This is a genomic window from Companilactobacillus crustorum JCM 15951, from assembly GCF_001434585.1.
GTDB classification, from domain to species: domain Bacteria; phylum Bacillota; class Bacilli; order Lactobacillales; family Lactobacillaceae; genus Companilactobacillus; species Companilactobacillus crustorum.
Window position 1 is genome coordinate 1 of record NZ_AZDB01000027.1, and the last position, 25,882, is coordinate 25,882.

Below are 25,882 nucleotides of genomic sequence, written 5' to 3' on the forward strand. Positions count from 1 at the left end.
CGGATTAAATTTGCAATCTACCATTTAATCGAAATAACTTTAATTTATCTGCTAGTTAGAATTGGTTTTAGTTTCGGTTTTGGCGTGGCATTATCAGATGGCAGCATGCAAGTTCAAGATTCGAATAAATCAGATCAAAATTCACTGTTTAGTATGATGCAACAGTACGCTGGTTCTTTAGGAACCAATGTTTTGTCAGTCATTATATCTGCGACAGCGATATCTAGCGGTACGACAAATACAGTTCTTAATACAATTAAAGGTACAAAAATTGACTTTCTAGTTTTAACTGTCTTATCATTATTAGTATTTATTTCTGTAATATATGTTTATTATAAATATGAGTTTAAGAATAAAAATTACCAATAAGTCTTGATTCCATTGGAGTCTAGGCTTTTTTAGCTTTTAAGAAACTGTTACAACGTGTTGGTATTTGGTAAAATAGAGTTAGTTAATTACAGTTTTATTGGAGAATATATGTCGAAAAATAAAAAATTACTTTTAATAGATGGAAATAGTGTTTCATTTAGAGCATTCTTTGCTATGCATAATGTTTTAGATAAATTTGTTACGGGCGATGGCATTCATACTAACGCCTTGTATGCTTTTAATAATATGTTAGAGATCGTTTTAAAAGAAGAACAACCTACGCACGTTTTAGTTGCTTTCGATGCCGGTAAAACAACTTTTAGAACCAAAATGTTTACTGAGTATAAAGGCACTCGTGCCAAAACGCCTCAAGAATTGATGGAACAACTGCCACTAATTCAAGAACTTTTGAACGACCGTGGTATTAAAACTTATGAATTGGCTGACTATGAAGCTGATGACATAATCGGGACGATGGCTCACAAGGCCGAAAAAGATGGGATGGACGTTACAGTAATTACCGGGGATCGTGATTTGACTCAATTAACAACCGATAAAATCACGGTTCGAGTTAACGTTAAGGGTGTTACTGAAACAGAGGCTTATACGCCAGAACATGTAAAGGAAAAACTTGGCATTACACCTCAACAGATTATTGATATGAAAGGATTAATGGGCGATAATTCAGACCATTATCCAGGAGTAGAAAAAGTCGGTGAAAAGACGGCAATTAAATTAATTGCTCAATATGGCAGCATTGAGGGAATTTATGAACATGTAGATGAGATGAAGAAAAGCAAGCTTAAGGAACATTTGATTAATGATAAAGATCAGGCTCTGCTAAGTAAAAAATTAGCTACAATTCAATTAGATGCTCCAGTTGAACTGCAATTAGGTGATCTTGAATATCGTGGCGATAATCAAGAAGAATTGATACAGTTTTATCAAAAGATGAATTTTAAAACTTTCTTGAATCGAATGGATATTCCTCAGGAAAATACGGCAGAAGATTTAGATGATATTAAGGTTAACGACTTAGATACGGCAGCAATTGAAAGGATTGCAGCCTCCACTAAAACACATACTTTAATTGTTGAAAGCTTTGGCGAAAATTATCATACAGCTCCTATTATTGGAATATTGATTTCCGATGGAAAAGATTGCTTTGGAACTACGGACATATCTGTATTAGAGAATCCTACCTTAAAAAAGTGGCTAGCAGATGCATCTAAAGATAAATATCTTTTTGACAATAAGATGACAGTAGCGTTATTACATCGTTATGGCTGTGAAATTGCAGGAATTAGCTTTGATATGCTATTAGTCGCATATTTACTAGATACCAATGATAACAAGCAAGATATCGGTTTAGTTGCTAAGAATTATAATGTTAACTTGCCAACTGAAGAAGAATTTTATGGCAAAGGTGTTAAAAAAGCCATCCCAGAAGATGATACGATTCTTTTAAATTTCTTAGCCCAAAAAGCTCAAGTAATTGATCAGCTAAAAGATAAAATGATGTCAGAATTAAAAGATAATGATCAAGATAGTCTATATGACGAGATTGAATTGCCGTTATCAAATGTTTTAGCTGAAATGGAAATTAAGGGTATTACCGTTGAAGCTTCGAAACTAAAGGAAATGGAAAACACTTTTGCTACTCGCTTAGCAGAAATTGAGCAAAAAATTTATCAGGAAGCTGGTAAAGAATTTAATATTAATTCTCCTAAACAGTTAGGTGTAGTATTATTTGAAGATTTGAAATTGCCAGTTATTAAGAAGACAAAAACCGGTTATTCGACTTCAGTTGATGTGTTGGAAAAGCTAAAGGATAAATCACCAGTTGTACAAAATATTTTAGACTATCGCCAGATTTCTAAAATTCAATCAACTTATGTAGTAGGATTGCAGAAATTTATTCATCCAGACAATAAGATTCATACTATTTATCTTCAGACATTGACGCAAACAGGCCGGTTATCGTCAATTGAACCCAACTTGCAGAATATTCCAATTCGAGTTGATGAAGGAAAACAGATTCGGAAGGCTTTTGTACCTCAACATGAGGATTGGGAGATTTTCTCAGCCGATTATTCACAAGTTGAATTACGAGTTTTAGCCCATATTTCTGGGGATGAGAATATGCAGGAAGCTTTTAAGGAAAATTATGATATCCATGCTCATACGGCAATGAGAATTTTTGGCTTAGATAGTACGGATGAAGTTACTCCTAACATGCGTCGCCAAGCTAAGGCTACTAATTTTGGAATAGTTTATGGAATAAGCGATTATGGACTGTCACAAAATATCGGAATTACTCGCAAACAGGCTGCAGCTTTTATTGCCTCATATTTTGAACAATATCCTGGTGTTAAACAGTATATGGATGATATTGTTAAATACGCTCGTGAAAATGGCTATGTAGAAACGATCATGCACCGTCGTCGTTATTTACCTGATATTCACTCTAGCAATTTCAATATCCGTAATTTTGCTAAGAGAACAGCCATGAATACACCAATTCAGGGTAGTGCTGCTGATATCATTAAAGTGGCAATGATCAATATGCAAAAGATGCTAGTTAAGGAAAAATTACAAGCCAATTTACTTTTGCAGGTACATGATGAAATGATTTTTGAAGCTCCTAAATCTGAAATTGCTACCTTGGAGAAGTTAGTACCAAGCGTGATGGATTCAGCTGTAAAATTAGATGTTCCTTTGAAAGTGGAAACAGCTCATGGTAAGACTTGGTATGAAGCAAAATAAGGTTTTTTAATACCTTGTATCGTGAAAAATGGCAATAAATAATCATAGAGGTGATAATAAATGCCAGAAATGCCTGAAGTAGAAACGGTTAGACGTGGTCTAAATTCACAAGTTAAGGGAAGAAAAATTACTAATGTAGAAATTCGTTATCCCGATTTGATTACTGGCGATGTCAATCAATTTATTGAATTTGTAACTGATGCCACAATTACTGATGTTGGTCGTCGTGCTAAGTTTTTATTGATTCATTTAAATAATGGCTATACGATTATCAGTCATTTGAGAATGGAAGGACGTTATCGTATTTCAGCTGATCCAAGTGCAATTGATAAACATTCACATGCAATTTTCACATTAGATAATGGACAAAAAATGATTTATAATGATGTTCGAAAATTTGGTCGCATGCAATTGTGGAATACGGATGATCTGGACAACAATAAGTCGCTTCAAAAGCTTGGTCCAGAGCCACTTTCCAAGACATTTACTTTTGCATTGTTAAAACCACGGATTATGCGTCATCATAAAGACATCAAGACTGTTTTGCTGGATCAATCAGTAATGAGCGGACTAGGCAATATTTATGTTGATGAAGTGTTGTGGAAGGCCAAAATTCATCCCCAAACGCCATCCAATCATCTCAGCGATACTGATATTCAAAATATAATTGAATTGTCTAATCAAGAAATGAAAAAAGCAATTGAAGCTGGTGGATCAACTATTAGATCATATATTGATGCCACTGGACATAAGGGGAATATGCAAAATAGTTTGAAAGTTTATGGAAAAGAGGGGACACCTTGTCCTAGGTGTGGCACGAATATTGTCAAAATCAAAGTAAGTGGACGCGGAACACATTTCTGTCCTAAGTGTCAGGTTATCAAATGAGTAAAATTTATGGATTGACTGGCGGAATTGCAGCAGGTAAATCAACAGTTTTGGATTTCTTTAAGACAGCTGGCTGTAAAGTTTATGATGCAGATCAAATTGCTCGTCAAGTAGTGGAGCCTGGAACAGTTGGTTTACAAAAGATTGCTCAACAATTTGGCTCAGAGGTGATCCTTTCTGATGGTACTTTGGATCGAGCAAGGTTAGGATCATTGGTTTTTGGAAATCCTCTGCAATTACAAGCACTGAATAAAATAACTCGTCCCCTCATAAAAGCAAAAATATTAAAAATCATACAAGAAACTAAAGCATCCACATCTGATACGATTGCTATTTTTGAAATTCAATTGTTGTTCGAAGGCAATTATCAGCAATATTTTGATGGTGTGATTGCAATTTATGTTACTCCAGAAGTACAGTTACATCGGTTAATGAAACGTAATAATTTAACAAAAAAAGTTGCAATGGATCGAATTAATTCTCAAATGTCAATGGATGAAAAACGCTCAAGGGCTGACTTTGTACTTGATAATTCAGGGGATTTAACTCATTTAGCTGATGAATTTGATCACTTGTTTATGCAACTTTAACCCGGAAAAGAGGTTGGAATTTTGATTTGTCCACATTGTCATCATGATTCATCAAAAGTTATTGACAGTCGTCCCAGCGATGAAGGACGCGCTATTAGAAGACGCCGTGAATGCGAGTTTTGCGGTACTAGATTTACGACGTTTGAAAGATTAGAAAAATCGCCATTATTAGTTATCAAAAAGAATGGTAATCGTGAAGAGTTTAGTCGAGAAAAATTGCTTCGTGGCCTGGTCCGTGCAGCTGAAAAGCGTCCCGTTACAATGGATCAGATGAATGATATCGTTGATAAGGTCGAAAATGAAATTCGCGCTACTGGTGAAAGTGAAGTTCGATCACAAATTATCGGTGAACATGTTATGAAAATTTTGGCCAAAGTTGACGATGTAACCTATATTCGTTTTGCCAGTGTTTATCGTGAATTTAAAGACATGAATGGTTTCATGCAAGAAGTTCAAGAAATGATGTCTAACGGAAAGAAAATTGATAAGAAATAAGAGGTGGGCCAGTGGCTACAAGTAATTTTGGTTCAGAAAAGTTTACGCCACTAGTAGGTTATTGGTGTTTGCCGAATGGTCATTTAAATGATGATGAACGTCATGTTTTAACAGATTTATATTTACCGATATTAGGAACAGAAGCTTTTAGTTTATATTTGCTTTTGTGGGAAAAATTACCTAATAAACAATTAGTTACGCAACGAAAAAGTCATGCTGAATTGATGAGTCTTTTGGGAATTGATTTAAAAAGATTTTATGAGGCACGAATTAAAGCGGAAGCTTTAGGACTAATTAGAACATTTGCAAAAAAAGATGATTTAGGACCATATTATGTTTATCAATTATTTGAGCCTTTATCTCCGGATGATTTTTTCAAAGATGATTTGATGAGTATTTTTCTGTATGAGCAAGTTGGTGAGACAAAGTATCATTTATTGGCCGATAAATATGCTCATTCAGATTTGATTTTAAAAGATTCTCAGGAAATCACTAAAGATTTTTTGGAAGTATTTCAGTTAAGCAACAGTGACCTGATAAATACTCCTGCAGAAGTAAAAACGGCTCAGAGCAATTTCAATTCTGACAATGCTGCTCCAAAGCCATCTTTAAATGAGAATAAGCTGCCTCAATTGGATTGGGAATTAATTTCAGACCGTATTCAGCAATTATTCAAAATTTCTCCAGATGATCTCTTATTGAATCAAGAATTGATTTTAAATTTACATGCCTTTTATGGACTCGATGAGATTACCTTAATTGATTTAATTGGAAAAACTTGTGATATCGTAAATAATAAAATTGATCCAGATCGTTTAAAGCGTTTGGTTCAGGATCGGTTTGAAAAGAATGCAAATATTGCGGTTAAGCAACAAGAAACCGTAACTGAGACCAATGATCAACCAACTACTAATTTGAATCGTTCCGATCAATTAATTTTAAAACAAGCTAAATCAATGACGCCAGCTGACTTCTTAGCAGCACAAAAGCAAAAGAGCGGTGGCTTTACAGGAACCGTCGAGTCTCGTGCTTTGCGTGATATGGCAATGAAATCTTATTTGCCAGCCTCGGTTTTGAATATTATGGTTTACTATATTCTTCAAAATTCGCCGACTTTAACATTGCCTTTGATGGAAACAATGGCGAATGATTGGCAACAAAATGATGTGCAAACTCCGGAACAAGCCCTACAGAGAATTAACGACTTTCAGAATAAGCCTCGTAATCCTAAAAGACGTTATAACAATAATAAAAATCGTAAAGTTGAACAAGCAACGGATTGGACAAAGGTTAGGGCTAAAGTGCCAAATGATCCAAATAATGAGGACAATCATGCTCAGTTGCAAGACAGATTGAAACGATTAAGAAATAAGGATAAATAAGCATGGAAAATTTAGGAAATAAATTGGCAGAATATTTGAATTCAAAGAATTTGACGGAGGATTATCGCCGCCTTCTTAATGGTGCTTTGAAAGATCCTGACGTTCAAAGATTTTTGAAGGATAACAGTAATTCAATCAATCCAGATGCCATTTCAACTAGTGCTGCCAGTATTTATGAATTCTATAATAATAAAAATCATGCTAGTGAATTATCACGTGGGTATTATCCAAAGCTAATCGTCAATAATCACAATATTGAAGTCGCATATTATCCTAATGAAAAAACACAGAATCGGGAAAAAAGATCGCAGTATGAAACTGGTTTTGTTCTGATGGATATGCCGTCTGATATTCGACAGGCTAAGTTAGATGATTATAGTGGCAATGGTCGTCAAGAGGCTTTAGGACAGGCTTTAGATTTTATTGATAATTATTTGAATCAAAAGGGATTTGTCCCTGGTCTTTATTTAGCGGGTGATTTTGGAGTTGGCAAAACCTATCTATTAGGTGCAATCGCTAATGAATTATTTAAAAGCGATGTGCATACAACAATGATGCATTTTCCAACTTTTGCTGTTGAAATGAAGAATTCGATTGGATCAAATAGTGTTTTAGATAAGGTCAATAAAATCAAAGGTGCTGAAATCTTGATGCTAGATGATATTGGTGCAGACTCAATGTCTAGTTGGATTCGGGATGAAGTTTTGGGAGTTATTTTGCAATACAGAATGCAAGAGAATTTGCCAACCTTCTTTTCATCGAATTTTTCAATGAAAGAGTTGGAGAAACACCTTGCTATCAATCAACGTGGTGAAGAAGAACCGGTAAAAGCTAAGCGTATTATGGAACGTGTTAAGTATCTTTCTCGCGAAGTAATTGTTAGTGGACCAAATAGAAGATTTGAAAAATAACTTGCATTCTATGAAAATAAATGTTTCAATAAAGCCATGAAAGATAACACTTCGGTTCTATTCAGGGAGGGTACGATTACTGAAAGCTTACCCATTACTGGAGTTACCACTTTCACATAAAACTGCATAATTGATGTCGGTTACTCTATAACCAAACGAGTGAAAACTGTTATTTGTTATACAGTTTTAAAGTGGGTGGAACCGCGTATAAAATACGTCCCTGAAGTATGTGCATATTATTAATGTGTATATACTTCAGGGACGTATTTTTTTGTTATCTAAATTTTAGGAGGAAAATAGTCTATGTCAAAAATCAAGTTAACATTCCCAGATGATTCAGTTAAGGAGTTTGACGAAGGCACAACTACTTTGGACGTTGCTAAATCAATTAGCACATCACTAGGTAAAAAAGCTGTTGCTGGTAAACTTAACGACACTTTAGTTGATCTTGAACGTCCAATCAAACAAGACGCAAAGATTGAAATTATTTCAGCTGAAGATAAAGAAGATGCTCAAAAGGTCTTGAGAAATACAGCTGCTCTAGTATTCGCTGCTGCTGCTAAGAATTTCAAGAAAGATCTTCATTTTGGTGAAAAGCAGGCCAATGATGATGGTTTCTACGTTGATACTGATAGTAAAGAAGGACAAATCAGTGTTGATGAATTGAAAGAAATCACTGCTATGATGAACAAGATCATCAAGAACAACGATAAGATCGAAAGATCAATGATGGACAAAAAAGAGCTTGTTGAAATGTTTAAGGATGATCCATACAAGTCATCTTTGATTAGTGCTATCGAGTCCGTTCAAATTCCTGTTTATACTTTAGATGGTTTTGTTGACTTTGGTTATGATGCAGTTTTGACTAACTTAAAAGCTTTGAAACACTTTGAATTGCTTTCAGTTGCTGGTGCTTACTGGCAAGGTAAGTCAAGTAATCCAATGCTACAAAGAATTTATGGTACAGCCTTCTACAAAGAAGATGGCCTAGAAGCTGATCTTAAACGTCGTGCCGAAATTAAAGAACGTGATCACAGAACAATTGGCCGTGATCTTGACTTGTTCTTCGTTGACCCAGAAGTTGGTGCTGGACTTCCATATTGGATGCCAAATGGTGCTACAATCCGTCGTGTTATCGAAAGATACATCATCGATAAGGAAGTTGCTTGGGGTTACCAACACGTTTATACACCAATCCTTATGAACTTAAATGCTTATAAGACTTCTGGTCACTGGGCACATTATCGTGAAGACATGTTCCCACCAATGGATATGGGTGATGGCGAAATGCTTGAACTTCGTCCTATGAACTGTCCTTCACATATTCAAATTTATAACCATCATAATCGTTCATACAGAGATTTGCCTCTCCGTATCGCTGAACTTGGTATGATGCACAGATATGAAAAATCAGGTGCTTTGAGCGGTTTGCAACGTGTTCGTGAAATGACTTTAAATGATGGTCACACATTCGTTGCCCTTGATCAAATTCAAGAAGAATTCAAGCGTACTCTACAATTGATGGTTGAAGTTTATAAGGACTTTGATATCAACGATTACACATTCCGCCTAAGTTATAGAGATCCTGCTAATACAGAAAAATACTTTGACGATGATGAAATGTGGAACAGATCACAATCAATGTTGAAGGCTGCTATGGATGATCTTGGCTTGAAGTACTACGAAGCTGAGGGTGAAGCTGCTTTCTATGGTCCAAAGCTTGATGTTCAAACAAAGACAGCTCTTGGTAATGAAGAAACATTATCAACAATCCAATTAGACTTTATGCAACCAGAGAAGTTCCAACTAACATATGTTGGTGCTGATGGTAAAGATCACAGACCAGTTATGATTCACCGTGGTATCGTTTCAACTATGGAAAGATTTATTGCTTACCTAATTGAAATTTACAAGGGTGCATTCCCAACATGGTTGGCTCCTACACAAGTTCGTATTATTCCAGTTAACCAAAAACTTCACTCAGATTATGCTAATGAAGTTCTTGCTGAATTACGTGCTAAGAATATTCGTGCCGAAGTTGATGATCGTGATGAGAAGATGGGTTACAAGATTCGTGATTCTCAAACAATGAAGGTTCCATATACAGTTGTTGTTGGTGATGAAGAAGCTAAAGATGCTACAGTCTCAGTAAGAAAATATGGTGAGGAAGATTCCGAATCAGAAAATGCTAAGATGTTTGTAAGTAGCGTTGTTGCTGATATCAGTAACTACAGTCGTAAAGATTAATTATTAAACTGCAATAAATGAAATATCAGTTGCAGTATACCAAAAAGCCTTGATGACTATTTATTAGTCACCAGGGCTTTTTTGTATTCAAATAAAAGTAGAATGTAAAATTAATCAAATTTGATTATAGGAGATTCACCATCGATAGCAACACTAACTTGGTTAGAGTTTTTGCCATCTGCAATAATAGTTCCTACTACATTAAGGTTACGAACAATGCCACCTGAGTCTACTACATAGGAAGTAATATGATCACCAAAAGTCTGAATGTTACCTGCAACTGTGATGCTGTGGATAATGCCACCATTTTTAACGCTCAAAGCAGAAGCGGGTAATTTCATATTAACTCCTTTAACTAAGGAATTTCCAAGACTGCCATAAGTTGAGATATCGCCGTCTATTGTTATATCGCCAACTTCTTTAGATATTTGAATTCCGATCGATCCGTCGCCAAAAGTAGTGATAGAGGAGAAGTGTCCTTTCTCCAAAGTGCCATCGTATTGATTATAGGCACGAGCTCCTTGTCCATAAGTTTCAATAGGAGCATTAATAGTAAATGATTTAACGATACTAAAGTTTACAAAGCCAATACCGGATGGTCCATAAGAGATAACTGGTTCGTTGACGATCCAGTTATCGACTGATCCCCAAGCATCTAATACCATATCGTTAACGCCGTAGGTAACAGTTTCGCCATTTTGAATAACTGTTTTAGCATAGGCCCCGTTAACAATAAAAATAGCTCCGGTGATAATGTCGTAAATACCAAAAGGCAATTTCCCGGTAGAATGGACTTCGTTAGTTTGTAAAATTTCAACTTCAACTCGACCGCCACGGTCACCAAAACCAGCAATGAAAACCCCTGAACCGTAAACTGGATTATTACGTTGTCCAATCGTTAAGTCTTTGGCCTGAAAAACAATCAAACTGTCAGGATCAGGATTAAAATTATAAATAGTCAGTGCCCCTTGCAAAACATTTACACCATATTTTTGAGGTTGTTCAACGTAGTGTCGAGCATCAGCATTTAGAATGTTGATATTATCAATTTTAATATTAGCAAATAAAACCGGAGCTTTAGTGATAAAAGATAATTGACCAGTTAAAGTTAAATTTTGAAATAAAAATTCGCCTAGATTTTCAGTATAGCCGCTATTGAAAATAGCTCTACGATCAGCTGGAGCTAAGATATTCAAGTTCATAATAGAGTTATTACTAGTTAAACCTATGCCATCGCTATCTTGAAAAATCAAAGTTGGCAATTCATCATTTTCTTGTGGTTCTCCAACAAGATTAGTACCGGCTCCCAAAGTTAAAGGACGTTCCAATGTGATATTTCTTTCAATAGTAATTATTTCTTCGCGATTATCAACGGCTTGGATCAATTCATTAAAGTTTGTGACTCTAGACATGATTTTTCACCTTCCTAAACGTTTACTGTTAATTAATATTAAAAATCAAGGGATAAAAAATGTCTAAAAAATTATTTTAACTAAAAGGGTCCTTTAGGTTAAGACTTGCTTTTTCATTTTGAACGTAGGTTATTTGAGCAGCAATTAAATCCCTTGAAATGGGGGAGGCGTAACGATTTATTTTTTGATCAATTTCTTTGAGACTCTTTTCGATAGCTTTTTGTTTCTGAATGACATTTTGTCTATGCTGTAAAAGCAGTGTTTTTCGGTCATCAATGGTAGTTGAGCCTTGCATGCATAGCTCAATATATTTTTGGATTTTTTTAATTGACATACCTGTATCTTTTAAACAACAAATAGTCTGAATAAATTGTAAATCTGAATCGGAAAAGACTCTATAACCGGCCTTGTTTTTAGAGACAAAAGGTAACAGACCTTTTTTATCGTAATATCTGATTGTGGAAATGGGGAGAGCAAATTTTTCAGCGACTTCCTTGATCGAATAAGTTTTATTCATAAAATTCTCCTTTAAGTGTTGCTATGAACTATAGTTTAGGGTTTAAGCTAAAAACAATCAATTATATTGGGAGATAAATAATGAAAAAAGTATTGGTAACAGGTGGTTCAGGTTTTTTAGGATTACATATTCTTTTTCAATTACTACAAAAAAATTATCAAGTAACGACTACAATTAGATCTGAAAAAAGTAAAAAACGAGTATTAGATACATTAATGGCTAATGTATCAACTAATTTGAATAGATTGTCCTTTGTTAAAGCTGATTTGTCAGCTGATGATAATTGGTCCGAAGCGATGAGCGGTCAAGATTATGTTTTGAGCGTGGCATCGCCAGTATTCTTTGGAAAAATCAAAAATGAATCCGAGGCTATTAAACCAGCCACAGAAGGTATTATGCGAATTTTAAAATTTGCTCAGGCGGCACAAGTAAAAAAAGTCGTTATGACTTCCAATTTTGGAGCGGTTGGTTTTAGTAAGAAGGCAGGACCTGGGGTAGTAACAACTGAAAATGATTGGACTGATGTCAATATGCCTGGTTTGTCCGTCTATGAAAAATCTAAGTTGATTGCCGAAAGAACAGCTTGGAAATATATTCGTCGACCTGATGTGGATTTAGAATTTACAACAGTTAATCCAGTAGCCATCTATGGTCCTTCTTTGAACGATCATGTTTCAGGAAGTTTTGGATTATTGGAAAATATTCTGTCAAAAAAAGCGATTGTTGATTTGCCCCTGAATGTTATTGATGTTCGAGACGTAGCTGATATTCATATTCGAGCTATGGAAAATCCTCAAGCAAATGGACATCGATTTATTGCAACAGATGATGGACAAATTACTTTACGGCAAATTGCCGATTTAATTAGAAAAAATCGTCCGGAATTGGCAGATTTGCTCTCAACCAAAGTTATTCCTCAAAGACTAATTAAAATAATGGCTATTTTTAGTAAACGCGCTAGAGAAGGGCAAGTAATGTTAACCATGAATAGAAATGTTAGTAATGAATCAGCTCGAGATATTTTAGGATGGAAGCCATTAACTAATAATGAGGAAACAATTTTAATGGCAGTTGATGCGATGGAAAAAAATAAGTTAATCGAGCCTTAAGCAAAAAAATTGGCAATGAGGTTAAAACTGTGATAGATTGCATACATTGAATTAACAGTTTGTTTTGGTAAATTACCAGAATCTATTGACACATTGAGATAGTATGGTATAGTTAATAACTGTTGAGATTAAGCAGAAGCGCCCGCTTCTCACCTATGCATTCGCCTCTAGGTTAATACGTTTGCGTAAATATATAGTGGGCCTGCTTGTGCAGCCCACTTTTTTAGTGGGCGAAATTACTCCGGAGGTGACTACTCATAGCAAGAGAATTATTATTAAATGATCAAATACGTGCAAATGAAGTAAGATTGATTTCTGAAAATGGCGATCAACTTGGTGTTAAACCATTAGCCGAAGCTCGTCGGTTAGCTGAAGCAGCCAGTATGGATTTAGTCCTAATGTCACCAGGTGCTAAGCCACCTGTTGCCAGAATTATGGATTATGGTAAATACAAGTTTGATCTTCAAAAGAAGGATCGAGAAGCACGTAAGAAACAAAAAACTGTTAGTCTTAAGGAAGTACGTTTAAGTCCAACTATTGAAGAAAATGATTTCAATACTAAACTTAATAACGCCCGTAAGTTCTTAGCTAAGGGTGATAAGGTCAAAGTTTCTCTTCGCTTTAAGGGTAGAGCAATTACTCATAAAGAGATAGGTAAGGAAGTCTTAGACCGTGTCGCCGACAAGACTAAGGATGTTGCTACGGTAACAACCAGACCTAAGATGGACGGTCGTAGTATGTTCTTAATGCTTGATCCAATTAATGCAAAAGATAACAAAAAGAAGAAATAGTGGAGGGATTTCCAATGCCTAAACAAAAGACACACCGCGCATCAGCAAAGAGATTTAAGAAAACTGCTAATGGTGGTTGGAAGAGAATGCACGCTTATACAAGTCACCGTTTCCACGGTAAGACTAAGAAGCAACGTCGTCAATTGGCTAAACCAGGTATGGTTAACGCAAGTGATATGAAACGTATCAAACAAATGTTAGCTACATACTAATTATTATTTATTCTTTATAATCAAAAGGAGGAGTCATTATGCCACGTGTAAAAGGTGGAACAGTAACTCGCAAACGTCGTAAAAAGGTTTTAAAATTAGCTAAAGGATATCGTGGTTCAAAACACATTACCTTTAAAGCAGCACATACACAAATTATGGTTTCATACCGTTATGCATTCCGTGATCGTCGTCAAGTTAAACGCGATTTCCGTAAGATCTGGATTGCAAGAATCAATGCAGCTGCAAGAATGAATGATATTAGCTATAGCAAATTGATGCATGGTTTGAAATTAGCTAACGTTGACATCAATCGTAAGATGTTAGCTCAAATCGCTATTGAAGATCCAAAAGCATTCACAAGTTTAGTAGATACAGCTAAGAAAGCTTTAGCTTAATTTTAAAAACGTAATTTGGATAAACCCAAATTACGTTTTTTTACTAATTTAGCAAAGATGAGGATTAAATTATGTTTAAACCGGATATTATGCTTGATAAAATCACGGATATTGAGGTTAGTGATCTTAAAAAACTCAATATTACTACGATCATGACAGATTTAGATAATACTCTTTTGCCATGGAATAGTAATAAATATGATTTATCACTACGTAAATGGCTTAATCAAATGGCCCAAAATGGGATTGAAGTAATGATCGTATCTAACAACAGTTATGATCGTGTGGAAAAGGCGGTTAAGGAATTACCTGTCAGCATTGTTGCTCGGGCAGTGAAGCCACTACCATTCGTGATCATGAACCATATTAAAGAAGAAAAAATTGATCCAGAACATGTCTTGTTCGTCGGCGACCAAGTTATGACAGATGTTTTAGCGGGAAACATGGCTAAATTAACAACAGTTCTAGTTAAGCCGTTAGTTAATACGGATGCCAAAAAGACCCGTGTAAATAGATTTTTTGAACGTCCTATTTTAAAAATAATGCAGATGCGTGATAAGAATTTATATTGGAAGGATTCATTAAATGACAGAAAATAATGAGCTATACTGCATAGGCTGTGGTGCTCAACTTCAAACAGAAGATAAAGAAAAGCCAGGTTTCGTACAAGCTTCGACTTTGAAAAAATATACTGAAGATGATAGTAAGGAACTTTTATGCAAACGTTGTTTCAGACTTCGTAATTACAATGAAATTACCGACGTTGACGTTTCTGATGATGACTTTTTAAAGCTATTGGATTCAATTTCAGAAAAAGATGCCTTGGTTGTTAACGTAGTTGATATTTTTGACTACGAAGGCAGTGTTATTCCCGGCTTGCAACGGTTTGTCGGCGATAAAAAGATTTTAATGGTCGGTAATAAAGTTGATTTATTGCCAAGCTCTGTTAATCAAAATCGTCTTTTGAACTGGTTACAACAAAAGAGTAAAGAGAACGGAATTAAATCTGTTGATCAAATTATGGTTTCAGCGGTTAAGGGAACTAATGTCGATAAGTTGATGGATATGATTGAAAAATATCGTGACGGTAAGGATGTTTACGTTGTAGGAACAACTAATACCGGCAAATCAACCTTGATCAACCGTATTATCAGTTCTAATTCTGATATTAAAGATTTAATTACAACTTCCAGATTCCCTGGAACGACATTAGATCAAATTGATATTCCTTTAGATGATGGACATAATTTGATTGATACACCGGGTATTATTCATCGTTATCAATTAGCTCACTTTTTGAATGCTAAAGATTTGAAGACTGTTACACCTAAAAAGCCATTGCGTCCAGCAACATTCCAACTTCGTGATGGACAAACAATTTTTGTCGCTGGTTTAGCTCGTTTTGATTTCTTAGACTACAAAACTAACGTTACTTTCTATGTTAATCAAGGATTGCCTCTACACAGAACTAAGACGATCAATGCTGATGAATTTTATCAAAAACATCTCGGCGATATTTTAACGCCACCAACTGATGTGAAGGAATTCCCTAAGTTTAAGAGTCAAATCTTTTCAGCCCATGAGAAATCCGATATAGTTATTTATGGCTTGGGTTGGTTGACAATTCCTGCAGGTACAAAAGTTAAGGCTTATGTTCCAGATGGGGTACATGTCTCGATCCGTAATGCAATTATTTAAGGAGAAATAAATGATAATTAAGGGTAAAAAGAACCGCTATTTAAGAAGTCAAGCTGCTACTATGAAACCAGTTTTACAAATTGGTCGCGAAGGTATCAGTGAAAACTTGTTAAATCAATTGGAAATTTTGATTGAAAAAAATGAATTAATTAAAATTTCATTGTTGCAAAATACAATGGTAGAACCACAAGATTTAATTGATGCTTTGAATAAGTTCGATGGCGATATTGTTCCTATTCAAACAATTGGTTCAAAGATGGTACTTTACAAGAAGGCTTCAAAAATTAAAAATCGTAAGTACTCGATTGAGTTAGAAAATATTTAAATTTAAGTGATGAAAATATGAATACTCAAAAACAATTATTAACTAAAGCAAAGTTAGATTTTCACAGTAATTTACCTAAACGACACGTTGGCATCCTAGGTGGAACTTTTAATCCAATTCATCTAGGGCACTTAGTGATTGCTGAACAGGTTTATGAACAGTTATGTCTTGATAAGGTATTGTTCTTACCTGATAAAATTCCGCCTCATCGGGGAGTTAAAAAAGATATTCCTGATATAGCTAGCGATGACCGCGTTAATATGATCAAGTTGGCAATTAGAGATAATATGCACTTTGATCTTGATATGACTGATATTAGACGTGGTGGCGTAAGCTATACTTATGAGACCATTAAACTGTTGAAGGACTTGAATCCCAATACAGAATATTATTTCATTATTGGTGGCGACATGGTTGAAAACTTATCAAAGTGGTCACATATTGATGAATTGATACAAATGGTGCATTTTGTAGGAGTTTGTCGAAAAGGTTTTGAGAAAAAGTCAAAGTATCCTATACTTTGGGTAAATACTCCCGAACTAGAGATTAGTTCAAGTATGATACGCCAGCGAGTCAAAAAGGGCCAATCTATCAAATATTTGGTACCAGACGATGTCGCTTGGTATATAGAGGATAGGGGACTTTATAATGACTGATTTTAATTATGAGGGTATCAAAAGCGATTTGAATCGTGATGAGATCGTAGAGCGATTGCATGACACTTTGAGTGAATTTCGTTATACGCATTGCTTACGAGTTGAAAAAGTTTGTCGAGGATTGGCTGCAGAATATAATGGTGATGTAGATCGAGCTGGTTTAGCTGGATTGTTGCATGATTATGCTAAGGAACGCAGCGACCAAGAATTTATTGATGTAATTAAAAATAAACATTTGAATCCTAAATTGTTAAATTATAATAATGCTATCTGGCATGGTATTGTTGGTGCTGAAATTATTAAAGATGAATTAGGAATTTATGATGAAGATGTTTTAAATGCTATTAGACGTCATACAGTTGGTGCTGCTAGCGAGATGACACAAGTTGATAAATGTGTCTTTGTAGGTGATTTTATTGAACCTAAGCGAGATTTTCCTGGAATTAAGGAAGCACGCAAGTGTGCCGAAGAATCGCTTGATAAAGCTGTAGCATATGAATTAAAGCATTCGATTCAACATTTAATTGAAAATAATAGAAACATATATCCAGCAACTTTTACTAGTTATAATTACTGGATTACTAAAGGAGACTTATAATTTGGATTCAAAGAAAATAATGGAGGTTGCCGTTAAGGCAGCCGATGAAAAGCACGCTAATGACATCAAAGTTCTAAATATCAGTGAAGTAAGTATTATGGCTGATTATTTCGTCATTATGGATGCTTCTTCTCAACGTCAAGTTGACGCAATCGTTCAGTCAGTTTTGGACAAAGCTGGCGAAAATGATATTGAAATTGGTCACGTTGAAGGAAATCGTAATTCAGAATGGGTTTTGATTGATCTTCATGATGTTATTATCCATGTCTTTACATCAGAACAACGTGATTTTTATAATATCGAAAAACTATGGTCAGATGCCTCAGAAGTTGATATTTCTGACTTGGTAACTGAATAGTGATTTATAACTCATTTGCACGCGTCTACAGTGAATTAATGGATGATTCGCTTTATGCAAAGTGGGCGCAGTACGTTGAAAATAGTGTTTCTTCTCAGGCTCAAAGTTTATTAGATGTGGCTTGTGGAACTGGGGATCTAACGATTCTTTTAGCTGATAAATTTCAAGTTACTGGTACTGACTTGTCAGAAGAGATGTTAAAAATAGCGGCCGAAAAGGCCCAAAAAGCTCAGAAGGAAATTCCTTTTATTCCAAGCAATATGATGGATCTTTATGGATTCGACAAATTTGATGTCATTACTTGTTTTGATGACTCTATTTGTTATCTTAAAGATGAAGATGAATTGGGGATAACTTTTAATCAGGCATTTGAACATCTAAATGCTGGTGGAAAATATCTTTTTGATGCGCATTCGTTGTATCAGATGGATGAGGTCTTTCCAGGTTACATGTTCAATCATCGAACTGAAGATTCAGCTTTTATGTGGAATAGTTTTGAGGGTGAATATCCTCATAGTATTGAACATGAATTAACTTTCTTTAATTGGAATGAGAAGATTAAGGGTTATTCGGTGAATACTGAGTTACATAAAGAAAGAACGTATCCTCTAGAAACATTTAAGATGATTTTAGAGGATATTGGTTTTAAAAATATTAAAGTTAGCGCTGATTTTGGTGAATCAAACGTCCAAGATGATTCGACGCGTTGGTTCTTCTCTGCTGAAAAATAGAGGAGCTTATGACAAAAATTTTTGGATTTGTGGCCGAATTTAATCCATTTCACAATGGTCATAAAATATTTATTGATACTATTAAACAAAAATATCACCCTGATGTATTGATTGCTGTCATGTCTGGCAATTTTGTTCAGCGGGGTGATTTTTCCGTATTGGATAAATGGGATCGAGCCAAGCTGGCGGTTGAATATGGCGTTGATTTAGTAGTTGAATTACCAACTGCCTATGCGGTACAACCGGCAGAATTGTTTGCGAAGGGTGCATTGCAATTATTGAATCTTTTGCAAGTGAATACATTGGTCTTTGGAACTGAAACAACAATTGATTTTCAAGAACTTGCTGTAAAAATGCATCAAACGAATGGTGATTTTGAACAGGATTATCATAAAAGTTCTGCGCAAAACTTAACTGATTATTATCAGAGTTTAGGAATAGATGTTTCTAAACAGCCGAATCAATTGTTAGGATTAAATTATGTCAGTCAAATTATTGAACAAGATTTTCCAATAAAAATTCAAACGATTACTAGAAAAAAGAGCGACTTTAGTGCTACAAGGATAAGAAAAAGATTGACTCAAGCAGCTTCCATCGAAAATTTGGCTCCAGTTCTGACACAAGAACTACTTAGCCAAGGGAAATTAGTGACTTGGGACGATTACTTTCCGTATTTAAAGTATCAACTGCTCAATTCATCTCTACCAGAATTAAAAGAAACGTATCAGATGGTTGAAGGCTTAGAATATAAGCTACAAAAAGAAGTTATCAAGAGCGATAATTTTGTTCAATTTGTTGAACAAGTTAAGTCAAAACGTTATACTATGGCACGACTTAGACGTTTAATGATTTATACTTTGTTGAATGTAAAAGAGTCGGAAATTTATAATGCTTATAAAAATCCTTATTTGAGAATATTGGGATTCAATTCGGTTGGTCAGAATTATTTAAAATCATTGAAAAAAATGGATTTAGATTTGATCACACGAGTTGGTAAAAAGGAAACAAAAACCCTAGATCTGGAAATTAGAGCTGATCGAATCAGACAATTAGTTACAGGTCAGGAAGAAAATTTTGGAAAAATACCTTATATGAAAGGGGTAAATTAATGCTAAATTGGGATGTTCAAGATGTTCGTCGTTACAAAGACAAACCTTTTGAATTTGAAGAAAAACTCGATTTAACTAAAGAGTTGACAGAACGTTCAGATGAGGTTTTGGATGCTGAACCGGTAGAAGTAAAAGGTCAATTGTTTAATGATAATGGTTTAGTTATTTCTGATGTTAAAGTAAAAACTACATTAAAGGTACCTTCAACGAGAAGTTTGACTCCAGTGGAGTTGCCAATTGATATTAGAATCAATGAGGCTTATAACGTCGACGATGTGCCTGCAGAAGATTTGGAAGATTATAATATTGTCTTTCCAATTGATGATGAAAATCCAACAATCAATGTTTATGAATCAATAATTGATAATATTTTGTTAAGCATTCCTTCGAAAGTTTTAACAAAAAAGGAAGAACAGGATAACATCATGCCTGCTGGTAAGAATTGGGAAGTTATTTCTGAGGAAGACTTTAAGAAGCAAAAGGAAGAGGACCACGTTAATCCAGAATTTGCTAAATTAAAAAATTTATTTAAAAATAACGATGATAAGGAGTGATTTTATATACTCCTTTTTTATTTTTTTGTTAAGATGATATTGTGAACAAAAATCGGAGGTAATTATTATAATGGCAAAACCACAAATTGGTGTTATCGGTATGGCTGTTATGGGTAAGAATCTTGCCCTAAACATTGAGAGTCGCGGATATGAGGTTGCTATCTATAACCGTACAGGTTCAAAGACTAAAGCAGTTGTAGAAGAGCATCCAGAAAAGAAATTAGTACCAAGTTATACAATTGAGGATTTTGTAAACTCACTAGAGAAACCACGTCGTATTATGATGATGGTAAAAGCTGGTGCTGGTACTGATGCTGTTATCGATCAATTATTGCCTTTACTTGATAAGGGTGATGTTTTAATCGATGGTGGTAATACATTCTTCGAAGATACTATGAAGCGTAGCGAACGTTTGGATAAATCAGGAATTAACTTTATTGGTATGGGTGTTTCTGGTGGTGAACTTGGTGCCCTTCAAGGTCCTTCATTGATGCCCGGTGGCCAAAAAGAAGCTTATGATTTAGTTGCTCCTATTTTGGAACAAATTTCAGCTAAAGCTGACGAAGATGGTGCTCCATGTGTTACATATATTGGCCCTAACGGTGCTGGTCACTATGTAAAGATGGTTCACAATGGTATCGAATATGGTGATATGGAATTAATTTCTGAAAGTTATAACTTGTTAAAGCACTTGTTCAACAATGATGTGAATAAGATTGCAGAAATTTTCAAGGACTGGAACAAAGGTGAACTTTCAAGTTACTTGATCGATATTACTTCCCAAATTTTAACTAGAAAAGACGATGAAGGGTCAGATGACTATATCGTCAATAAGATCATGGACAAAGCTGGTAACAAGGGTACTGGTAAGTGGAGTTCTCAAAGTGCTCTAGAACTTGGCGTTCCACAATCATTGATCACTGAATCAGTTTACTCACGTTATGTTTCGGCATATAAAGATGAACGTGTCAAAGCAAGTAAAGTTTTGCCTGCACCTGATACAAAGCCAATTGTTAAAGATGTCGACGATTTAGTTGCTAAGATTCGTAAGGCTCTATACTTCAGCAAGATCATCAGTTATGCTCAAGGTTTTGCTCAAATGAAGGCTGCTTCAGATCACTATGACTGGGATCTTAACTATGGCAAGATTGCTCAAATCTGGCGTGCAGGTTGTATCATCCGTGCTCAATTCCTACAAAAGATCACTGATGCATATGATGAAGAACCAAAATTGGATAATCTATTATTGAATGATTACTTCAAGGGTATTGTTAAAGAATATCAATCAGATGTTCGTGATGTGGTTAGCTATGCTGTTCAAGCTGGTATTCCAGTTTCTGGATTTATGGCTGCTGTTTCATACTACGATCAATATCGTTCAGAAGTATTGCCAGCTAATTTGATTCAAGCACAAAGAGATTACTTCGGTGCTCATACATATGAAAGAAATGACAAACCAGGAATCTTCCATTACACATGGTATGAAGAACAATAATTTTCTCTTAAAATGATGGCATTTAAAGAATAGATAAAGAACCTCCTTTCACATTAAAGTGAAGTGGAGGTTCTTTTAATGGGTTAAAAATACTATTTTAATAAGGTTTAAAAAAAATAAAAATAAAAGCTTGTCTTCTTTTAATTTTTGCTATATGTTAAAATCATTAGTGCATTGCCAAAAACATGACACATTTTAATTAATGATTAAGCTATAATTAAAGATAATTTAATATTTTATGTATAGGAGATACGTATGGCTAAAATACTTGTTATTGAAGACGAAGAGAATATGGCAAAATTCGTTCAACTCGAACTTCAACATGAAAACTATGAAGTTACCGTTGAACGTGATGGTAGAACCGGCCTCGACGCAGCTTTATCTGAAGATTGGGATTTGATCCTACTTGATTTAATGCTACCTGAATTGAATGGTATCGAAGTTTGTCGACGTATTCGTCAAGAAAAGAATACCCCAATTATTATGATGACGGCACGCGATTCCATCATTGATCGTGTATCAGGATTAGATCATGGTGCCGATGATTATATTGTTAAACCCTTCGCAATTGAGGAACTATTAGCTAGAATTAGAGCTTTGTTACGTCGAATCGATTTGGATATTGATGTAACTAGAAATAATGATCAAGTTCTTAAATATAAGAATTTGGTAATTGATAAAACAACTCAAACACTTAAGCGCAATGGTGAAGTAATTGACCTAACTCGTCGTGAGTATGATTTGTTGAGTGCTTTGATGGAAAATGTTGGAACCGTTTTAAGTCGAGATGACTTGCTAGAACGTGTATGGGGAACAGGTTCTTCTACAGAAACTAACGTTGTCGACGTTTATATCAAATATCTTCGTAATAAGATCGATCGTGCAGGTGCACCTAGTTATATTTCAACCGTTCGTGGTAAAGGGTACGTGATGCGTCGATGAGAATTTCAATCAGATTTAAGTGGACAGCTTTAATTTCGGTCGTTATTCTATTGGCCTATATTTTTGTAGGAGTTTTAGCAATGCGAACCGTTCAAAGCGTTGCTTCTGTGAATGAGATTCACAGTTTTACTACTAAGTTGATTATTGGTGGCGTAGTTGTCTTTATTTTGGGAGTATTAGTCAGTTTTTATGCGGTAACTTTAGTTTTGAATGATTTGAAAAAAATTAATCGTACTATTGATGACTTAAATAAAAAACCTGATTCTGATTCTAGAATTAAATTACGCAAACGAAATGACGAAATTTATGATTTAACTGTTAATATCAATAAAATGTTGGATCGGATGCAAGCTTATACTAATCAGCAAAAAGAATTCGTTGAAGATGTCTCTCACGAGTTGCGAACACCAGTAGCTGTACTAGAAGGCCATTTGAGCATGCTGCAACGTTGGGGCAAAGATGATCCAGAAGTTTTGAATGATTCTATTAACTCCTCTTTGCAGGAGCTTAAGCGTATGCAGTCCTTGATTCAAGAGATGCTAGATCTTACACGTGTTGAACAGATCGACAGTGCATATTTGGAGCAGAAAACGGAAGTGAAGCCATTATTTACACAAGTTTATAATGACTTTAAGATGTTGCATCCAGATTTTGTGATCAACTTTGATGACGATATCCGTGAGGGTAGTGAAGTTAAGATTTATCGTAATCACTTGGAGCAAGTTTTGGTTATCTTATTGGATAATGCTTTTAAGTATTCGGCTGACCGAAAAGAAATCAATCTAGCTGCTTCAACTAATTCAGCTTTGTTGGAAGTAGTTGTCCAAGATTATGGCTTGGGAATCGCTAAAAATGACCTTAAACGCATTTTTAATCGATTCTATAGAGTTGACAAGGCTCGTTCTAGAAAGCGCGGAGGCAATGGACTAGGGCTTTCGATTGCTAAGAGATTGATTGAGATCTATCATGGCAGTTTGGAAGTTGAAAGTGTCGTTGGTTCAGGAACAGTTTTCAAGATTGAATTGCCTTTAGTTCAACCAGTTATTAAGGATGAACAAACTGAAAAAGATAACGAAACTAAAGTAAAATAAAAGTTTCAGTAATCATTGACGATTGCTGAAATTTTTTTGTTTTTAAAAAGATTATTCTATTTTTTTAAATGCTTAGATTTATTTCACTCTTTGAGATAAAGGTATATCATAATATTATCTATCGAGGGGGAAGACGATGAATAAAAGGGGATTGATCGTTATCGCTTTGGGTTTACTGCTTTTGGGTACTGGTTGTAATAAAGTTACTCGCAATAGGACCACTGGAGCTGACGTAACTCGAGCAAAAAAAATAACTAATTATGTTGATCTAAGTCATTCTGAAAAAAACGAAATGACTTTTGAATTTACGAAGAGTAGTTCTGATGCTGCCTTAGTTTCAGTATCGTTGAAAGTCGTAAATCGAACGAGCAAAAACATTGAATTTGATGGAGACAGCTTTATTTTGGCTCATCGAAACGCATCTGATGTGATGTCAACGAGGGACAATAAGATTGTTATCAAGTCAAATAGTACAAAAAATATCAAAAACCTATTTGAAGATGTCGATGCAACTGATTTTCAAAAGGTAGGTTTATATTGCTATAAAAATCATAATAATAAATTAGCCTATAGTGAAATGAATGTGAATGTTTCTAGATCAAGCAATCTTAAGAATGATGATTTGCAAAAATCTTATCTGACAACTAATAAAAAGAAAACTAAGCCAGTTCAGAAAAAAAACATCAATAAAGAAAATGATAATCAACAGGCTGCTCAAAGAAGGCCTGCACCTGTAGGACCAATAAATACTGGTCAACAAGCAATAGCTTTGATTGAAAGTCAAAATGTTTTAGCTCCAAAAGGAACTGATTATTGTACGATGGGAAGTGGCACTGCCAATGGTCCTTTTGAGACCTCAAATGGCCAATCGGTCTATTGGGTCAGACTTTATCACAATACTGGATCAGCGGTCGTTTATTTGGATGATTGGGTGGTTTATCAGGATAGAACCGTGTTGCATCAAGCACCTGGAGATATGAGTTCTGATAGTAGCAATAGTGAAGGCAATAATGATGATAATGGTGCTTTTGGTTCGAATGATGAGAGCGACGAGAATAATGACGGTGATGTCGATGTCAATCAGGGGCATGACGCAGATGTTAATTCAATACAAGGTGCAGAATAAATTAGTAAATGTCTGGTAAATAGTGAATGGATTTTGAATATAGGTTAAGCGTTATAAAAATGCCTAATGACTTTTTTAAGGTCATTAGGTATTTTTAATTGTTAAATTATGGTTACAAAATCCTGGTTAAATTGAAAATGCCGCTATCCAATAGTAGGTTAAAATGTGGAGACTTTAAGGGGAGAGACTATAAAAAATGAGTCGAAAAAGAATAGTATTATTATTTACTTTTTTAGGGATGCTTTTGTTTATATTTAATGGCAAAACTGTTCAGGCAGGAACGGTTAACGATTATATTATCAGCAATAAGATTCAACCAGCTCAGATACAAAATCATGAAGGAACATTTAGCGTTTGGACACCGTATGAAAATGGCGTGGGCAAACCGGAGGGTGTCGTAATTCATGAGACAGCTGACGATCACGTTAGTGCAACGGCTGAAAATGAAGCTACTTACTTTAATAATAATTGGAATTATATTGAGGCATATGTGCATGCTTTTGTTGATAATAATGAAATAATCAATATACACAGTACAGATTATGGTGTTTGGGGCGCTGGCCCAACAGCCAATGCTAAGTATATTCAAGTGGAGTTATGTCATACGCATGATTATGATTCTTTTGCTAGATCAATTGCTAATGATGCATATTACACGGCTTCTAAATTGATTCAGTATAATTTACCTGATAAACCAACCGTAACGATTCTTTCACATGATCAAATTAGTAAGACTTATGGAGAAACAGATCATACTGATCCAGTAGGTTATTTCAATAACTGGGGTTATAGTATGGATCAGTTATACGACATGATTGGTTACTATTACAATAATTTGAAAGATAGTGGCAATGTTTATGGAAATAATGCTAATAGCGATTTGCCAACTACTAATTCTGCAAATGTTATTAATGTCAATAATACTAATGGCTCATATGTGCCATTGGTCGCTTTCAATAATGGAGTAGCAACTAAGATCAACAATCGGGCTTTGGCTAATAAGACAGCTTGGTACACTGACCAGACTCAAGACTATAACGGAGTCACTTATCATCGTGTAGCTACAAATGAATGGGTAGCCGCAAATTATGGCTGTACGATAAATAGAGTTGATA

Annotated in this window: 27 protein-coding genes and 1 pseudogene; 26 read left to right on the forward strand and 2 right to left on the reverse strand. The window is 35.0% G+C overall.

Going from position 1 to position 25,882, the window contains the following annotated elements; all coding sequences use genetic code 11:
* The 8 genes and pseudogenes from FD26_RS11160 to thrS all read left to right on the forward strand — a co-directional run.
* Positions 1 to 369, forward strand: a pseudogene (locus FD26_RS11160) (MFS transporter); the annotation flags it as partial.
* Positions 370 to 477: 108 nt separating this feature from the next.
* On the forward strand, positions 478 to 3,135 hold the full coding sequence (polA, locus tag FD26_RS07735) for a DNA polymerase I (RefSeq protein ID WP_057867858.1): 2,658 nt from the start codon (positions 478 to 480) through the stop codon (positions 3,133 to 3,135).
* A 60-nt stretch (positions 3,136 to 3,195) separates the two neighbouring features.
* The gene (mutM, locus tag FD26_RS07740; protein WP_057867859.1) at positions 3,196 to 4,023 is read left to right on the forward strand and encodes a DNA-formamidopyrimidine glycosylase; all 828 of its coding nucleotides are present in this window, start codon (positions 3,196 to 3,198) and stop codon (positions 4,021 to 4,023) included.
* Positions 4,020 to 4,613, forward strand: a complete 594-nt coding sequence (gene coaE / locus FD26_RS07745) for a dephospho-CoA kinase (protein WP_057867860.1) — start codon at positions 4,020 to 4,022, stop codon at positions 4,611 to 4,613. Before mutM ends, coaE begins: the two co-directional genes overlap by 4 nt.
* A gap of 21 nt (positions 4,614 to 4,634) precedes the next feature.
* Positions 4,635 to 5,108 carry a transcriptional regulator NrdR gene (gene nrdR / locus FD26_RS07750; RefSeq protein WP_057867861.1) on the forward strand — a complete coding sequence of 158 codons (474 nt, stop codon included), beginning with the start codon at positions 4,635 to 4,637 and terminating at the stop codon, positions 5,106 to 5,108.
* A gap of 11 nt (positions 5,109 to 5,119) precedes the next feature.
* Positions 5,120 to 6,490: a DnaD domain protein gene (locus FD26_RS07755; protein ID WP_057867862.1), complete on the forward strand. Its 1,371-nt coding sequence runs from the start codon at positions 5,120 to 5,122 to the stop codon at positions 6,488 to 6,490.
* 2 nt (positions 6,491 to 6,492) lie between these two features.
* Positions 6,493 to 7,401 (forward strand): primosomal protein DnaI, encoded by a 909-nt coding sequence (dnaI, locus tag FD26_RS07760; RefSeq protein ID WP_057867863.1) that lies wholly within the window; start codon positions 6,493 to 6,495, stop codon positions 7,399 to 7,401.
* A 303-nt stretch (positions 7,402 to 7,704) separates the two neighbouring features.
* Positions 7,705 to 9,648, forward strand: a complete 1,944-nt coding sequence (thrS, locus tag FD26_RS07765) for a threonine--tRNA ligase (RefSeq protein WP_057867864.1) — start codon at positions 7,705 to 7,707, stop codon at positions 9,646 to 9,648.
* Between the two features lie 110 nt (positions 9,649 to 9,758).
* Here the strand turns inward: thrS and FD26_RS07770 are convergent, their stop codons facing one another.
* On the reverse strand, positions 9,759 to 11,060 hold the full coding sequence (locus FD26_RS07770; RefSeq protein WP_057867865.1) for a hypothetical protein: 1,302 nt from the start codon (positions 11,058 to 11,060) through the stop codon (positions 9,759 to 9,761).
* 76 nt (positions 11,061 to 11,136) lie between these two features.
* Complete coding sequence (locus FD26_RS07775) at positions 11,137 to 11,577, reverse strand: MerR family transcriptional regulator (protein WP_057867866.1); 441 nt, start codon at positions 11,575 to 11,577, stop codon at positions 11,137 to 11,139.
* An 80-nt stretch (positions 11,578 to 11,657) separates the two neighbouring features.
* On the opposite strand from FD26_RS07775, the gene FD26_RS07780 reads away from it, so the two are divergent.
* The 18 genes from FD26_RS07780 to FD26_RS07865 all read left to right on the forward strand — a co-directional run.
* A complete protein-coding gene (locus FD26_RS07780) occupies positions 11,658 to 12,686 on the forward strand; it encodes an NAD-dependent epimerase/dehydratase family protein (protein WP_082596262.1) in 1,029 nt (342 codons plus the stop codon).
* Positions 12,687 to 12,943: 257 nt separating this feature from the next.
* Positions 12,944 to 13,477, forward strand: a complete 534-nt coding sequence (infC, locus tag FD26_RS07785; protein ID WP_057867868.1) for a translation initiation factor IF-3 — start codon at positions 12,944 to 12,946, stop codon at positions 13,475 to 13,477.
* Between the two features lie 14 nt (positions 13,478 to 13,491).
* On the forward strand, positions 13,492 to 13,689 hold the full coding sequence (rpmI, locus tag FD26_RS07790; RefSeq protein ID WP_057867869.1) for a 50S ribosomal protein L35: 198 nt from the start codon (positions 13,492 to 13,494) through the stop codon (positions 13,687 to 13,689).
* Between the two features lie 38 nt (positions 13,690 to 13,727).
* Positions 13,728 to 14,084: a 50S ribosomal protein L20 gene (gene rplT, locus FD26_RS07795; protein ID WP_057867870.1), complete on the forward strand. Its 357-nt coding sequence runs from the start codon at positions 13,728 to 13,730 to the stop codon at positions 14,082 to 14,084.
* A gap of 71 nt (positions 14,085 to 14,155) precedes the next feature.
* Positions 14,156 to 14,683 (forward strand): YqeG family HAD IIIA-type phosphatase, encoded by a 528-nt coding sequence (locus FD26_RS07800; protein WP_057867871.1) that lies wholly within the window; start codon positions 14,156 to 14,158, stop codon positions 14,681 to 14,683.
* Positions 14,670 to 15,782: a ribosome biogenesis GTPase YqeH gene (gene yqeH / locus FD26_RS07805; RefSeq protein ID WP_057867872.1), complete on the forward strand. Its 1,113-nt coding sequence runs from the start codon at positions 14,670 to 14,672 to the stop codon at positions 15,780 to 15,782. The genes FD26_RS07800 and yqeH overlap by 14 nt, the downstream gene beginning before the upstream one ends.
* 10 nt (positions 15,783 to 15,792) lie before the next feature.
* Complete coding sequence (locus tag FD26_RS07810; protein WP_057867873.1) at positions 15,793 to 16,107, forward strand: YhbY family RNA-binding protein; 315 nt, start codon at positions 15,793 to 15,795, stop codon at positions 16,105 to 16,107.
* Positions 16,108 to 16,124: 17 nt separating this feature from the next.
* On the forward strand, positions 16,125 to 16,763 hold the full coding sequence (locus FD26_RS07815) for a nicotinate-nucleotide adenylyltransferase (protein ID WP_057867874.1): 639 nt from the start codon (positions 16,125 to 16,127) through the stop codon (positions 16,761 to 16,763).
* Positions 16,756 to 17,361 carry a bis(5'-nucleosyl)-tetraphosphatase (symmetrical) YqeK gene (yqeK, locus tag FD26_RS07820; RefSeq protein WP_057867875.1) on the forward strand — a complete coding sequence of 202 codons (606 nt, stop codon included), beginning with the start codon at positions 16,756 to 16,758 and terminating at the stop codon, positions 17,359 to 17,361. Before FD26_RS07815 ends, yqeK begins: the two co-directional genes overlap by 8 nt.
* A 1-nt stretch (position 17,362) precedes the next feature.
* Positions 17,363 to 17,719 carry a ribosome silencing factor gene (gene rsfS / locus FD26_RS07825; protein ID WP_057867876.1) on the forward strand — a complete coding sequence of 119 codons (357 nt, stop codon included), beginning with the start codon at positions 17,363 to 17,365 and terminating at the stop codon, positions 17,717 to 17,719.
* Positions 17,719 to 18,450 carry a class I SAM-dependent DNA methyltransferase gene (locus FD26_RS07830; protein WP_057867877.1) on the forward strand — a complete coding sequence of 244 codons (732 nt, stop codon included), beginning with the start codon at positions 17,719 to 17,721 and terminating at the stop codon, positions 18,448 to 18,450. The genes rsfS and FD26_RS07830 overlap by 1 nt, the downstream gene beginning before the upstream one ends.
* Before the next feature lie 8 nt (positions 18,451 to 18,458).
* Positions 18,459 to 19,559 (forward strand): nucleotidyltransferase, encoded by a 1,101-nt coding sequence (locus FD26_RS07835; protein ID WP_057867878.1) that lies wholly within the window; start codon positions 18,459 to 18,461, stop codon positions 19,557 to 19,559.
* Positions 19,559 to 20,113, forward strand: coding sequence for a YceD family protein (locus tag FD26_RS07840; protein ID WP_057867879.1), 555 nt, complete (start codon positions 19,559 to 19,561; stop codon positions 20,111 to 20,113). Before FD26_RS07835 ends, FD26_RS07840 begins: the two co-directional genes overlap by 1 nt.
* Positions 20,114 to 20,183: 70 nt before the next feature.
* On the forward strand, positions 20,184 to 21,608 hold the full coding sequence (gndA, locus tag FD26_RS07845; protein WP_057867880.1) for an NADP-dependent phosphogluconate dehydrogenase: 1,425 nt from the start codon (positions 20,184 to 20,186) through the stop codon (positions 21,606 to 21,608).
* A gap of 255 nt (positions 21,609 to 21,863) precedes the next feature.
* Complete coding sequence (locus tag FD26_RS07850) at positions 21,864 to 22,550, forward strand: response regulator transcription factor (RefSeq protein WP_057867881.1); 687 nt, start codon at positions 21,864 to 21,866, stop codon at positions 22,548 to 22,550.
* Positions 22,547 to 23,641 (forward strand): sensor histidine kinase, encoded by a 1,095-nt coding sequence (locus FD26_RS07855; RefSeq protein WP_057867882.1) that lies wholly within the window; start codon positions 22,547 to 22,549, stop codon positions 23,639 to 23,641. The genes FD26_RS07850 and FD26_RS07855 overlap by 4 nt, the downstream gene beginning before the upstream one ends.
* Positions 23,642 to 23,777: 136 nt before the next feature.
* Entirely contained in the window at positions 23,778 to 24,767 is a 990-nt protein-coding gene (locus FD26_RS07860) for a hypothetical protein (protein WP_057867883.1), read from the forward strand.
* A 196-nt stretch (positions 24,768 to 24,963) separates the two neighbouring features.
* Positions 24,964 to 25,882: peptidoglycan recognition protein family protein (locus FD26_RS07865; protein WP_082596263.1), on the forward strand; the 919-nt coding region annotated here is incomplete at its 3' end.